This window comes from Kineococcus endophyticus (genome assembly GCF_040796495.1).
Taxonomy (GTDB): domain Bacteria; phylum Actinomycetota; class Actinomycetes; order Actinomycetales; family Kineococcaceae; genus Kineococcus; species Kineococcus endophyticus.
In genome coordinates this window covers 68,042-82,009 of the sequence record NZ_JBFNQN010000003.1, presented here as the reverse complement: position 1 = coordinate 82,009, position 13,968 = coordinate 68,042, and the positions used below count along the sequence as shown (strand labels likewise).

Annotated in this window: 8 protein-coding genes; 1 reads left to right on the top strand and 7 read right to left on the bottom strand. The window is 74.1% G+C overall.

The window, feature by feature from the left end; translation table 11 throughout:
• The first annotated feature begins 11 nt into the window (after positions 1–11).
• Entirely contained in the window at positions 12–587 is a 576-nt protein-coding gene (locus AB1207_RS04560) for a cupin domain-containing protein (protein ID WP_367636610.1), read from the top strand.
• A gap of 14 nt (positions 588–601) precedes the next feature.
• On the opposite strand, the gene AB1207_RS04555 is transcribed toward AB1207_RS04560, so the two are convergent.
• From AB1207_RS04555 to AB1207_RS04525, 7 genes are all read right to left on the bottom strand, one after another.
• The gene (locus AB1207_RS04555; protein ID WP_367636609.1) at positions 602–1,798 is read right to left on the bottom strand and encodes a sensor histidine kinase; all 1,197 of its coding nucleotides are present in this window, start codon (positions 1,796–1,798) and stop codon (positions 602–604) included.
• 48 nt (positions 1,799–1,846) lie between these two features.
• A complete protein-coding gene (locus AB1207_RS04550; RefSeq protein ID WP_367636608.1) occupies positions 1,847–3,400 on the bottom strand; it encodes an alpha/beta hydrolase in 1,554 nt (517 codons plus the stop codon).
• A 43-nt stretch (positions 3,401–3,443) separates the two neighbouring features.
• Positions 3,444–4,610, bottom strand: a complete 1,167-nt coding sequence (locus AB1207_RS04545) for a DNA polymerase III subunit delta' (protein ID WP_367636607.1) — start codon at positions 4,608–4,610, stop codon at positions 3,444–3,446.
• Positions 4,607–6,697, bottom strand: a complete 2,091-nt coding sequence (gene tmk, locus AB1207_RS04540; protein WP_367636606.1) for a dTMP kinase — start codon at positions 6,695–6,697, stop codon at positions 4,607–4,609. Before tmk ends, AB1207_RS04545 begins: the two co-directional genes overlap by 4 nt.
• A 64-nt stretch (positions 6,698–6,761) precedes the next feature.
• Positions 6,762–9,623 (bottom strand): type I DNA topoisomerase, encoded by a 2,862-nt coding sequence (gene topA, locus AB1207_RS04535; protein ID WP_367636605.1) that lies wholly within the window; start codon positions 9,621–9,623, stop codon positions 6,762–6,764.
• A gap of 328 nt (positions 9,624–9,951) precedes the next feature.
• A complete protein-coding gene (locus tag AB1207_RS04530; RefSeq protein WP_437178864.1) occupies positions 9,952–11,529 on the bottom strand; it encodes a DUF7059 domain-containing protein in 1,578 nt (525 codons plus the stop codon).
• A gap of 21 nt (positions 11,530–11,550) precedes the next feature.
• A complete protein-coding gene (locus tag AB1207_RS04525) occupies positions 11,551–13,893 on the bottom strand; it encodes a sodium-translocating pyrophosphatase (RefSeq protein WP_367636604.1) in 2,343 nt (780 codons plus the stop codon).
• Between the last annotated feature and the right edge of the window lie 75 nt (positions 13,894–13,968).

Below are 13,968 nucleotides of genomic sequence, written 5' to 3'. Positions count from 1 at the left end.
CCCTCTTGCGCATGCAGCAAGAACCGCCCGAGGTGGACCTCGACGCCGTCATCCGCCAGCGCATCCGCGGGCTGCGCCTGGCCCGCGGCTGGTCGCTGGACAACCTCGCGGCCCGCTGCTTCCTCAGCCCCTCCACGCTCAGCCGGATCGAGACCGGCCACCGCCGCATCGCGCTCGACCAGCTCGTCCCCATCGCCCGGGCCCTGGACACCACCCTTGACGACCTCGTCGCCACCGCCGAGGAGGAGGACGTCCTCATCCGCCCCGAACCGCAGCACCGTCCCGGCGTGACGTCCTGGCTGCTGTCCCGCGACCGGGCCGCGGCCGGCGTGACCGTGGCGAAGATGCGGTTCTCCGGAGCCCTGTCGGACGACCTCGGCGTGCACCCCGGGAGGGAGTGGTTCACCGTCCTGTCCGGCCGCGCCCGCCTGGAACTCGGGGGGAGGGTCGTCGAGGTGGGTCCCGGTCAGGCCGCGGAGTTCTCGACGATGGTGCCGCACCGGATCAGCGCAGCCCCCGGGTCGGGGGAACTGGAGGTGCTGTCCATCTTCGACCGCGACGGGGAACGCGCGCACCTGAACGACTGACGTCAACGCCCGGGTCAGCGGCGTGGCCAGGGCAGCTTCGCCGACACCTCGAAACCGTCGCCCACCCGGTGCGCCCGCACGGTTCCGCCCACGAGTTCCACCCGTTCGCGCAACCCCACCAACCCGAAACCGGAGGCCGGGGCACTCCCGCGCCCCCGCAGCACCGACCCGTCGGGGGAATCGCGCACGACGACCCGCAGCGACCGGCCCCGCCGGCCGTCGACGAGCACGTGCGCCGAGTGCCCGGGCGCGTGCTTGCGGACGTTCGTCAGACCCTCCTGGACGACCCGGAACGCCGTGCGCCCCAGGGCTTCGGGCACGGTCTCGGGGTCGGTGACCGACAGGTCGAGCTCGACGGGGGTTCCCGCCGCGACGACTTCGGCCACGAGGACGGGCAGGTCGGCCAGCGTGGGCTGCGGGCTCGTGGACGAGCCGGTGGACTGCTCGCGCAGGATGCCGAGGATGTCGCGCAGGTCCTCCAGCGCCGCGTGCGCGCTGCGTCGGATCGTCTCGGCCGACCGGACGACCTCCTCGTCGGCGGAGGACTCCAGCCGCAGTTCCAGCGCCCCCGCGTGCATGCTGACGAGGGAGATCCGGTGGGCCAGGACGTCGTGCATCTCCCGCGCGATGCGGGCCCGTTCGACCGACCGGGCCTGCTCGGCGCGCAGTTCCTGCTCGGCGCGGGCGCGTTCGGCCGCCTCCCGCCACGACGCCGTCAGCAACCGGCGGGCCCGCACGTACATGCCCCACGCCAGCACCCCGACGGCCACGACGACGAACACGAGACCCGCCGCCCACCACGGCAGCCCGGGTTCGGGCCACACGACCGCCTGCACGACACCGGAGACGACGGACGCCACGCCCACCCAGACGGCCACCCCGAACCGCCGCCGCACGGCGACGGTGAACAACGTGACGAGCGAGGCGAGCGCGAGCGCCGTCGAGACCGTCGAGGTCACCGTCACCACGGCCGCCACCGCGACGGGCCACCGGCGGCGCGCGAACAGCAGCGGGGTGAGCAGCACCCCGAGCAGGACGTCGAGGAACACCACGACGTCCGAGCGCTGACCGGGGGTCTCCTCCAGCGTGATGCCCACGACGACGAGACCGGCGGTCCAGCACAGCAGGACCAGGGCGACGTCGCCGGTGATCCGCAGTGCGCGCCGGCCCCGGGGTCCCAGCGGGCCGTCCGGGACCGTCACCTCGCGCACGGGCCCCACCGTACGGTGATCACGAGCCCTCGGGCGTCCCCCCACCGGTCAGCGGCAGGTGGTCCCCTCGGCGGGTTCGGTCCCGCTCAGCAGGTAGGTGTCGACGGCGTCGTCGATGCACGAGGACCCGGTGGCGTAGGCGGTGTGCCCGTCGCCGTCGTGGGTCAGCAGGCGCCCGGACGACAGCTCCCCCGCCAGGCTCTTCGCCCACGCGTAGGGCGTCGCGGGGTCGCGCGTGGTGCCGACGACGACGATCGGCCCGGCGCCCTCGGCGTGGACGGCGCGCGCCTGCCCGACGGGGGCGATCGGCCAGTCGGTGCACGCCAGGGCCCCCCACGCCAGGTAGGGCCCGAACGTCGGGGACTGCGCGGTGAACTCCCGCACGGTGTCGGCGACCTCGGGTTCGGTCTGCGCGTCGTCGCGGTCGAGGCAGTTCACGGCGTAGATGACGGTGCTGGAGTTGTCGGTGTACTTGCCGTCCGCGCCGCGGTGGGCGTAGGCGTCGGAGAGCGTCAGCAGCGGCGCCCCGTCCCCGCGCAGCGCCGCCGTCAACGCCTTGGACAGCTCCGGCCACAGCGAGGCCGAGTACAGCGGGTAGGCGACCCCGAGGTAGGCCAGGCCCTGCACGAGCGGTCGGTCGGTGCCGGTCGGCAACGGGGTCGCGTCCAGGCGGTCCAGCAGCGCGCGCACCTGGGCGACGCCGTCGTCGACGCTGCCCGTCAGCGGGCAGTCGTCTCCCTGCAGGCACGCCGAGACGTAGGACCGCAGCGCGACCTCGAACCCGGCGGCCTGCCCGGCGTTGACCTGCTCGCTCGTCAGGGCCGGGTCGATGGCGCCGTCGAGCACGAAGCGGCCCACGCGCTGCGGGAACTGCTCGGCGTACCAGGCGCCGAGGTAGGTGCCGTAGCTCTTGCCCAGGTAGCTGAGCTTGCCGTCGCCGAGGGCGGCGCGCAGGACGTCCATGTCCTTCGCGGCCGACAGCGTGTCCACGTGGGCGGCGAGCGGACCGGCCGCCGCGCAGCCCCTCCCCAGTTCGTCGGTCTGCTGCTGCAGGGCCCGCACCTCGGCGGCGTCGTCCGGGGTCGGGTCCGTCGCGAGGAAGGTGTCGACCTGGGTGTCGGTGAGGCAGCGCAGCGGGTCGGACTCCCCCACCCCGCGCGGGTCGAAGCCGACGACGTCGAAGTGGTCGCGGACGTCCTGGGAGACGACGTTCTGCGCGGCCCGGGCGTACTCGACGCCCGAGGCACCGGGCCCGCCCGGGTTGAGGACGAGGGACCCGAGCCGGTCCTTCCCCGCGGCGCTCGTGCGCAGCCGGACGACGGCCAGGGAGGTGACCGGACCGGAGGGGTCGGCGTAGTCGACCGGGACCTCCAGGCGCGTGCACTGGAACCCGCCGGAGCAGTCGGCCCACTGCAGCCGCTGGGAGTAGAAGGACGCCAGCGCCGGGTCCGTCGCGTTCTCGCTCGCCACCGCGCGGGCCGTCCCGACCGGCTCGGGGTCGGGGCTGGACCCGCCGAAGGCCGAGCAGCCGGAGAGCAGGAGCGCAGCCGCGGCCAGGCCGACCACGGCACGCGAACGGGAGGGTCGGCGGAGGGAGCGCATGGTGCACCCCACGCTACGGGACGTCACGACGGGGCCGCGGTCCTCAGTCGTCCCGGCGCGCGGGCCGCAGGCTGAGGGCCAGCGCCTCGATGGCCAGCAGGGGCGCGACGTTCTGCGCCAGCCGTTCCCGCGCCAGCTGGACGGCCTCGGCACGCGCCAGCGTCTCCTCCGGCGTGCCGGCCCCGGCCATCGTGCGCACCTCGGTGGTCATGTCGGAGTTCACGAGCTCCACGGGCGCGCCGAGCTGGACGACGAGGACGTCGCGCAGCAGCGCGAGCAGGTCGACGAGGGCGCGGTCCAGGACGTCGGTCTGGTGGCGGCGGGCGCGGCGCTTCTGGTCCTCCTCGAGCTGGCGCACCTGCGCCCGCACGGCCGGCGGGACCGTCGCCGAGCCGTCGGCCCCGAGCGCCCGCAGCAGCTCGGCCTTCTCGCGGGCGTCCCGCTCGACCGTCGAGGCCCCGGCCTCCTCGGCAGCGATGTCGACGAGCTCGCCCGCGGCGATGACCGCATCGCCCACCCCACGCACGCGCTGGGGCAGCCGCAGCACCTCGCGACGGCGGATGCGGGCGCCCTCGTCGCGCGCGAGGCGGCGGGCCAGCCCGACGTGGGACTGCGCGGCCCGCGCGGCGAAGGCCGCCATGACGGGGTCGACGCCGTCGCGCCGCACGAGCAGCTCGGCGACGGCCTCGGCGGGCGGGATGCGCAGCGGCACGTGCCGCGCGCGGGAGCGGATCGTCGGCAGGACGTCGTCGACCGCGGGCGCGCAGAGCAGCCACACCGTCTGCGGCGGCGGCTCCTCGATGGTCTTCAGCAGCACGTTGCCGGACGTCTCGTTGAGGCGGTCGGCGTCCTCGACGACGATGACGCGCCAGCGTCCGACCGAGGGCCGGCGCTGGGCCGTGGCGATGAGCGGTTCGACGTCGACCCGGCGGATCCAGGTGTGCTCGGTCGTGAAGAGCGTGACGTCCGCGTGCGACCCGGCGAGCGCCGTCCGGCAGCCGCTGCAGCGGCCGCAGCCGATCGCGGTCGGGTCCTCGCAGGCCAGGGCGGCGGCGAAGGCGCGCGCGGCCGTGGACCGGCCCGACCCGGGCGGCCCGGTGAGCAGCCAGGCGTGGGTCATGCCCGTCGTGCCGCGGCGGGCGGCCGTCGCGGCACGGGTGAGCACCCGCACGGCCGGTTCCTGGCCGACGACGTCGTCCCAGACGCTCACGAGCGGACCGGGCCGGGGACCGTCACGGGCTCGGGAGCCGTCCCGGGCACCCCGGTGGCGGCGGGCAGCAGCGGTTCGAGGTGCTCGCGCAGCTTGGCGTGCACCGTCTCCGGGCTCGTCGTGGCGTCCAGGACGAGGTAGCGGCGCGGATCGCGCCCGGCGAGCAGGAGGAACTGCTCGCGCACGCGGGCGTGGAAGGCGCGCGACTCGGCCTCCATCCGGTCCTCGGCCGCGCGTCCGGCGCGGCGCTGCGCCGCCGTCACCGGGTCGACGTCGAGGACGACGGTGAGGTCGGGCAGCAGCCCCTGCGTCGCCCACGTCGACAGCGTCTCCACCTCCGACGCGGGCAGGTCACGGCCGGCGCCCTGGTAGGCCAGGGAGGAGTCGACGTAGCGGTCGGTGAGGACGACGGCGCCGCGGCGCAGGCCGGGCTGGACGACCTCAGCCACGTGCTGGGCGCGGTCGGCGGCGAACAGCAGCGCCTCGGCCCGCGGGCTCAGCGGCGAGGCGTCCCCGCGGTGGGACAGCAGGACCTCGCGCAGCTCCCGTCCGGTGGCCGTCCCGCCGGGTTCGCGGGTGACGACGACCTCGTGGCCCCGCTGCGTGAGCCAGTCCGCCAGGAGCGTCGCCTGGGTCGTCTTGCCGGACCCGTCGCCGCCCTCGAAGGCCAGGAAGAAGCCGCTGGCCGGAGGACGCACGGGAGCAGGGTCCTCCGCCGCCTCCCCCCGGCGGGTGAAGGCGCGGACGAGGTCGGAGCGCAGGCTCGTGCCGCGCCGGTCGTCCATCTGCCGGAAGGACACGACCCCGGCGACCCCCGTGATGACCCCGGCCACGACCATGGCCAGCGCCGACCCCGCGTACGTCACCGACCAGTGCTCGCTCGGGGCGATCGTCCGCTCGCCCAGGGCGTTGGCGACCCACGGCGCCACGAGCATGACGGCGATGATGACGACGCGGGTGCTGGAGCCGACGAAGGCGAAGGTCCGGCCGCGGACGTCGTCGTCGACCTCCAGGCCCAGCAGCGTGTACGCCGAGACGTAGGCCAGACCCGTGCACAGACCCAGGGCCACGACGAACAGGCTGGCGACGACGATGTTCCCGACGACCGCGACGAGGACGAGGGAGACCCCCGCCAGGGACAGCGCCAGCCCGAAGGTGCGGCGGCGGCTGAGCCCGGACAGCCAGCGCGGGCCCTGCCAGACCCCGAGCGCGACCCCGGCGAAGACGGCCATGACGACGACGCCGTACCCCGGGTCGCCCGCGCCCAGGCTCGTCACGAACGCGCGGCCGAGGCCCAGGACGACCCCGCCCGCGGCGAACGCGACGAGCATGCCGAAGACGAGCCCGCGCAGCAGCGGCGAGCCGCCGACGAAGCGCCAGCCCTCGACGATGTCGCGGCCCAGCGTCGGGGCGAGCCCACCCTCGCGCGGGCGGACCTCGCGCGGGGGGATGTCCAGGCGCCAGATGACGGCGGCGGCGACGAGGAACGTCACCGCGTTGACGTACATCGCGAGGTCGGACTGCCCGCCGCGCAGGAACGGCAGGAGGTTGTCGAGCACCCCGGTGAGCAGCGTCAGCAGGATGAAGGCGAGCCCGGCCACGGGGGCCGAGCCGTACGTCGCGACGAGGCTGATCTGGTTGGCGACCTCGAGCTTGCGGGCCGGGACGAGGTTGGGGACGGTCGCGTCCTTGGCCGGTCCCCAGAAGAGCGTGACGAGCTCGATGAGCAGGGTCGCCACGAACAGCCAGGTGAGGCTGCCGGCGATGGGGATGGAGATGAACAGGGCGAACCGCAGCAGGTCGCCCACGACCATCGTCAGGCGGCGGTCCAGCCGGTCGGCCAGGGCCCCGGCGAGCGGCCCGAGGAGGGCGGCCGGGGCGAGCTGGAGGATGAAGACCGTCGAGACCGCGACGGACGTCTGGGTGGCGTCGCCGACCGTCAGCCCCGCGGCCGTCCCGAGCTTGGCGAGCATGCCCAGCCAGTCCCCGAAGCTGGACAGCATGAGCGAGAGCCACATGCGGCGGAAGTCGGGGTGGTCGCGCAGCAGGGCCCGCACGTCGTGGTCGGGAGCGGCGGCTGCGGTCACGACGTCAGGGTAAGGGGCGCCTCCGACAGGCCCGCCGCACGCGCGACGGGCCTGTGCACGGAGGTCACGACTGCGCGGGAGCGGCCGTCTTCTTGGCCGCGGTCTTCTTCGCGGTCGTCTTCTTGGCCGTCGTCTTGGCCGTCGTCTTCTTGGCGGCGGCCTTCTTGGCCGTCTTCTTCACCGGCCCCTTGGCGCGCTTGTCGGCGAGCAGCTCGGCCGCGCGCTCCAGCGTGATCGTCTCGGGGTCGTCGTCCTTGCGCAGCGTGGCGTTGGTCGTGCCGTCGGTCGCGTACGGGCCGAAGCGGCCGTCCTTGACGACGATCGGCTGACCGGACTCGGGGTCGGGCCCGAGCTCCTTCAGCGGCGGCTTGGCAACCTGACCGCGCCGCGTCTTGGGCTGGGCGTAGATCGCCAGCACCTCGGGCAGCGTGATGGAGAAGATCTGGTCCTCGGACTCCAGCGAGCGGGAGTCCGTGCCCTTCTTCAGGTACGGCCCGTAGCGGCCGTTCTGCGCGGTGATCTCGTCGCCGGTCTCGGGGTCGGCGCCGACGACGCGGGGCAGGGACAGCAGCTGCAGGGCCTGCTCGAGCGTGACGGTGTCGACCGACATGTCCTTGAACAGCGAGCCGGTGCGCGGCTTGACCTTCGCGGCCTTCTTGGCCGTCCGCTTCTTCGGCGCGGCCTGCTCGGCGCGCTCCTCCACGGCGGTCTTGGGCGCGTCCTCGTCCTCGATGAGCTCGGTGACGTACGGACCGTAACGCCCGACGCGGGCGACGATCGTGCGTCCCGTCTCGGGGTCCTGCCCCAGGACGTTGTCGCCCTCGGACTGCGAGGTCAGCAGCTCGTAGGCCTTCTCGACGGTCATCTCGTCGGGCGCGACGTCCTCCGGGACCGACGCCTTGAGCAGCTCACCCGTCTCGCGGTCGGGGCCCTCGAGGTACGGGCCGTAGCGGCCCACGCGCAGGACGACGCCCTCGCCGATCGGGACGGTCGAGATCTCGCGGGCGTCGATCGCGCCGAGGTCGTCGGCCAGGCCCTTGATGCCGTCGAGCTCGGCGGTGGCGCCCTCCCCCGACCCGTCGGGGCGCGGCGCGTCGGCGACGACCGCGCCGTTGGCCGGGCCGTCGGCGCCGAAGTAGAAGCGCGTCAGCCAGTCCACGCGCTCGGCCTCGCCGCGGGAGATCGCGTCGAGGTCGTTCTCCATCTCGGCGGTGAAGTCGTAGTCGACGAGCTTGGGGAAGTGCTCCTCGAGCAGCCGCGTCACGGCGAACGCGAGCCAGCTCGGGACGAGGGCCGAGCCCTTGTACCAGACGTACCCGCGGTCGACGATGGTCGAGATGATCGACTGGAACGTCGAGGGGCGCCCGATCCCCTTCTCCTCCAGCGTCTTGATGAGGCTGGCCTCGGTGTACCGGGCCGGCGGGGTGGTCTCGTGCCCGTCGGCGGCGAGGTCGCGGGCCGTCAGCGGGTCGCCGGCGGTGACCTGCGGCAGGCGGCGGTCCTCGTCGCCCGAACCCTCGTCGTCGCGGGTGGCGTCGCGGCCCTCCTCGTAGGCGGCGAGGAACCCGCGGAACGTGATGATCGTGCCGGAGGCGGAGAACTCGACCGCGCGGCCGTCGGCCGTGGTCGCGCCGAGGCGGACGGTGGCGGTCGTCCCGCGGGCGTCGTGCATCTGGGAGGCGACGGTCCGCTTCCAGATGAGGTCGTAGAGGCGGTAGTCGTCCCCACGCAGCTCACCGGACACCTGCGCCGGCGTCCGGAACGTCTCCCCCGCCGGGCGGATGGCCTCGTGGCCCTCCTGCGCGTTCTTCGTCTTCGACGTGTAGTTGCGCGGGGAGTCCGGCACGTACTCCGGGCCGTACAGCTCCCGGGCCTGGGCCCGGGCCGCCGCGAGCGCCTGCGAGGACAGCTGGATGGAGTCCGTACGCATGTACGTGATGTAGCCGCGCTCGTAGAGGCCCTGCGCCGTGCGCATGGTCTGCCGTGCGTTGAGGCGCAGCTTGCGCGAGGCCTCCTGCTGCAGCGTGGAGGTGATGAACGGCGCGGCCGGGCGCCGGGTGTACGGCTTCTCCTCGACCCCGCGGACGGCGAACTGCGACTGGGCGAGCCCGGCGACGATCGCCTCGGCCGCGGCCACGTCGAGGTGCGCGACGTTCGTGGACTTCAGGGTGCCGTCGTCGGCGAAGTCGCGGCCGCTGGCCACGCGCTTGCCCTCGACGCTCGACAGCTTGGCGCTGAACGCCGAGTCGCCCTCGGGTTGGAAGGTGCCCGTGATGTCCGCGTAGCCCGCGGCGACGAACGCCATCCGCTCGCGTTCGCGCTCGACGCACAGCCGGGTCGCCACCGACTGCACGCGGCCGGCGGACAGGCCCGCGCGGACCTTGCGCCACAGCACCGGGGACAGCTCGTACCCGTACAAGCGGTCGAGGATGCGCCGCGTCTCCTGCGCGTCGACCATCCGGTTGTCGATGTCGCGCAGCTCGCGGGCGGCCTGCTGGATGGCCTCGCGGGTGATCTCGCCGAAGACCATCCGGCGGTACGGCACGCGCGGTTCGAGCGCCTGCACGAGGTGCCAGGCGATGGCCTCGCCCTCGCGGTCGCGGTCGGTGGCGAGGATGAGCTCGTCGACGTCCTTGAGGGCGCGCTTGAGCTCGGAGACCTTCTTCTTCTTGTCGCCGTCGACGACGTAGTACGGCTCGAAGCCGTGCTCGACGTCCACCGCGAACTTGCCGAAGGGGCCCTTCTTGACGTCGTCGGGCAGCTGGGAGGGCTGGGGCAGGTCGCGGATGTGGCCGTAGCTCGCCTCGACCTGGTAGCCCGGGCCGAGGTACGTCGAGATCTTGTCGATCTTGCTGGGCGACTCGACGATCACCAGCCGGCGCAGTCCGTCACCGGACGACTTCGTTGCCTGGGACTTGCCCGCCACTGGTCCTGCCTCTCACCTTCGACTCGCTGTCCGCCCCGCGGAACGTCCGCTGCGGTCCCCCCGCCGGCCCGTTCCCGCTGTGCACTCTCGCACGTCACGGCGACACGGCGTGCACCTGCGCACACCCGGGGCTGCTCTGGTCGTGCGCTGCCAATGTGCCACGGCGGGCCCCGCGGCACGCAACCGGCGGGTCCGCCGGGCCCGATCCCCCTCACCCACCGTCACCACCGCGCGGCGCCGGGGGTCCGGTCGTTGGCCCCTCGCCACCGGTGGACGACAGCGAGGGGCCAACGATCCGTCCCCCCGGCCGGCCGGTGGTGACGCAGGGTCAGGGCAGGAGGAGGAAGCCGTCCTCCACGAGCGACCGGACGCGGGGGTACAGCCGCGTCCGCACGTCGCCGACGGCCTCGTCGCCGAGCACGGCGAGGCCCGCGGTGATCTGCCCGACCGTCAGCTCCCCGTCGCACGCGCCGACGAGGCCGGCGAGGTCGCCGTCCACCTGCGCGAAGCGGCGCAGGCCGCCGCCCTGGCGCAGCAGGACGATCCGCGGGTCCGGGTCGCCGGGGGTGTGGAAGCGCTCGTCGGTGACGTCGGGGGCGACGGTGACGGTCAGGTCACCCAGGTCCTCCACCGCCGCCAGGCGGTCGTGCGTGGCCAGGCCGCGGGCGAACACCTCGCCGAGGGGGTCGCTGAGCGCGGCGAGGTTCTCCTCGAACCGGCGCAGCGGCGCACCCGGCCGCTCGGGGCGGCGCAGCGTGACGACGCCGAAGCCGACACCGGTCACACCGCGCGCGTCGAAGTCGTCCAGCCAGGCGGCGTACAGCTCGTCGAAGCGGGGCCCGGCCTTCTGCCCGCCGTCGCGGATCCACGTCTCGGCGTACAGCGCCGGGTCGGCGACCTCGCGCTGGACGACCCACGCGTCCAGGCCGGTGCCCTCCAGCCAGCCCTCCAGGCGCTGGGACCAGCTCTGCCCGTCGTGCAGCTCCCAGTTCCCGAGCAGCTGCGCGACGCCGCCCGGAGCCAGCACCGCGCCGACCTCACCGACGAGACGGGCGACGAGGGAGTCGCCCGCCATCCCGCCGTCGCGGTACTCGTACGTGGGCACGCCCGAGGTGCGCGGGGTGATGACGAACGGCGGGTTCGACACGACGAGGTCGAACAGCTCGCCGTCGCGGACGGGCTCGAAGAGCGAGCCGTGGCGCAGGTCGAGGGTGACCTCGTTGAGCGCGGCGTTGACGGCGGCGAGGTCCAGGGCCCGTTCGGAGGTGTCGGTGGCCGTGACCCGCCGCGCGTGCCGGGAGGCGTGCAGGGCCTGGATCCCGCAGCCGGTGCCGACGTCGAGGACCCGGCCGACGGGGGTGCGCACGGTCGCCGAGGCCAGCGTCAGGGACGCACCGCCGACGCCGAGGACGTGGTCGGCCGACAGCGCCTCACCGGTCGCGAGCTCGCCGAGGTCGGACACGAGCCACCAGCTCGCGTCGCCGTCGAGGGCGTCGGCCACGGAGTAGGGGCGGAGGTCGACGAGCGGGCGGACCTCGTCGTCGGGTCCCTCCCCGGCGGCGGCCACGAGCCCGAGGGCGACGGCCCCCGCGGTCCGGGTGCGGGGCAGGGCGGCGTCGAGCTCGGCGCGCGTCACGCTCCGGCCGAGGGTGGCGCACCGCAGCAGGACGGCCGCCGGTTCACGCGAACCAGCCGTCGCCCGCAGGGCGGGCAACGGCTGTTCGCGGTCCAGGGCCGCCGAGGCGACGTCGCCGACGAGGGCACCGACCCCGTCCACGGTGTAGTGCGCCGCCCGCAGGTCCGCGCGCAACCCGGCGAGGAGTTCCAGCGGGCCGGCGGGGTTCTCGGCGGTGTTCTCGGCGGTGTTCTCAGCGGTGTTCTCGGTGGGAGGCACGTCGGACGTCACGTGCGCCGAGTCTGCCCCACCTCAGGGCAGCCGCTCGACCCCCTCCTCCGTGCGCAGGTCGACCCCCGAGGGTCCGGAGGTGGGGGCCGCCATGTCGACCCGGCGGTTCTTGCTGACGACGACCGCCGCGACGATGACGACGGTGGCGACCGCGGCGATCCCGTACCGCAGCCACTGGTTGGAGTCCGGCCCGATCGACAGCGTCACGACGGCCGGGGCGACGAGCAGCGCGACGAGGTTCATCACCTTGATGAGCGGGTTGATCGCCGGGCCCGCGGTGTCCTTGAACGGGTCCCCGACAGTGTCGCCGATGACCGTCGCGGCGTGCGCCTCCGACCCCTTCCCGCCGTACAACCCGTCCTCGACGAGCTTCTTGGCGTTGTCCCACGCCCCGCCCGCGTTCGCGAGGAACACGGCCATGAGGACGCCGGCCCCGATCGCCCCGCCGAGGAACCCGGCCAGCGGCGCGACACCCAATCCGAACCCGACGGCGATGGGCGCGAAGGCGGCGAGCAGGCCCGGGGTCGCGAGTTCCCGCAGCGCGTCGCGCGTGCAGAGGTCGACGACGCGGCCGTGGTCGGGCTTCTCGGTCCCGTCCATGATCCCCGGGTGGTCGGCGAACTGCCGGCGCACCTCCAGGACGACGGCGCCGGCCGACCGGCCCACCGCGTTGACCGCCAGACCGGAGAACAGGAACACCACGGCTGCCCCGAGCAGGACGCCGACGAGGGTCGTGGGCGTGGAGATCTGGAAGTCGCCGAGCGTGGCCAGCACGTAGGCCGAGGGCCGTTCGATCCCGACGGCCACCTGCTGGATCCGCTCGGTGACCGCGTTCTGGTAGGACCCGAACAGGGCGGTCGCGGCCAGGACGGCGGTCGCGATCGCGATGCCCTTCGTCACGGCCTTCGTGGTGTTCCCGACGGCGTCGAGTTCGGTGAGGACGGCGGCGCCCTCCCCGTCGACGTCGCCGCTCATCTCGGCGATCCCCTGCGCGTTGTCGCTCACCGGGCCGAACGTGTCCATGGCGACGATGACGCCGACCGTCGTCAGCAGCCCGCAGCCCGCGAGGGCGATGAGGAACATGGCCAGGGCCAACACCCCGCCCGCGAGCACGAACGCGAGGAACACCGCGCCCGCGATGACGATGGTCGTGTAGACCGCCGACTCCAGACCCAGGCCGATCCCGGACAGGACGACCGTCGCCGGCCCCGTGACCGACGCCCCGGCGACGTCGCGCGTGGGCCGCGCCTCCGTCCCCGTGTAGTGGCCCGTGATGAAGAGGATGAGGACCGCGAGCAGGATCCCGAGGAACACCGCCGCGAAGGCGATGAGCCGGGGGTCGCCGTTCAGGGAGGCGACCGTTCCCGCGGCGCCGCTGAACCCCGCGAACGTGGAGGGCAGGAACGCGAAGCACGCGACCCCCGAGCCGACGAGGGCGATGACGGCCGAGAGGAAGAACCCGTTCTGGATCGACGTCAGCCCGCTGACGCCGGCGCGAGCGCGGACGAGGACGACGCCGAGGGCGGCGGTGATGGCGCCGATCGCCGGGATGAGCAGCGGCAGGACGAGCCCGTCCTCACCGATGGCGGCGCTGCCGAGGATGACCGCGGCGACGATCGTCACCGCGTAGGACTCGAACAGGTCCGCCGCCATGCCCGCGCAGTCGCCGACGTTGTCCCCCACGTTGTCGGCGATGGTCGCGGGGTTGCGCGGGTCGTCCTCCGGGATGCCCTGCTCGATCTTCCCGACGAGGTCGGCCCCGACGTCCGCGGCCTTGGTGAAGATGCCGCCGCCGACGCGCATGAACATGGCCAGCAGGGCGGCTCCGAAACCGAAACCCTCCAGCACGGTCGGGGCCTCGCGCCCGAACGCGACGACCGCGATCGACGCGCCGAGCAACCCCAGGCCGACGGTCGTCATGCCGACGACACCACCGGTGCGGAACGCGATCCGCATGCCCTCCTCGCGCCCCCCGGCGGGTTGCCGCGCGGCCGCGGCGACGCGGACGTTCGCCCGCACCGCCAGCGACATGCCCAGGTACCCGATGGCGGCGGAGAACCCGGCGCCGACGAGGAACGCGACGCTGCGCGCGGCCCGCAGGTCCCAGCCGTCGGCCGGCAGCGCGAGCAGCAGGATGACGACCGCGACGGCGAACCACGCGAGGGTGCGGAACTGGCGGCGCAGGTAGGCGGCGGCCCCGCTCTGCACGGCCCCGGCGATGGACTGCATCCGTTCGGTGCCCTCGCCCGCGGCGAGGACCTGTCGTCGGAACACGAACGCGGCGACCAGCGCCAGCAGCGAGACGACCGCGACGGCGACCGCGATCCCCTGGGCTGAACTCGACAGTTCCTCGGGCACGGGCATCCGTCCTCCTCGACGTGTGCTGACCTCTGCACGCAGCGTAGGACAGCGGTGCCCGGAGTGGCTACGCAGTGGAAC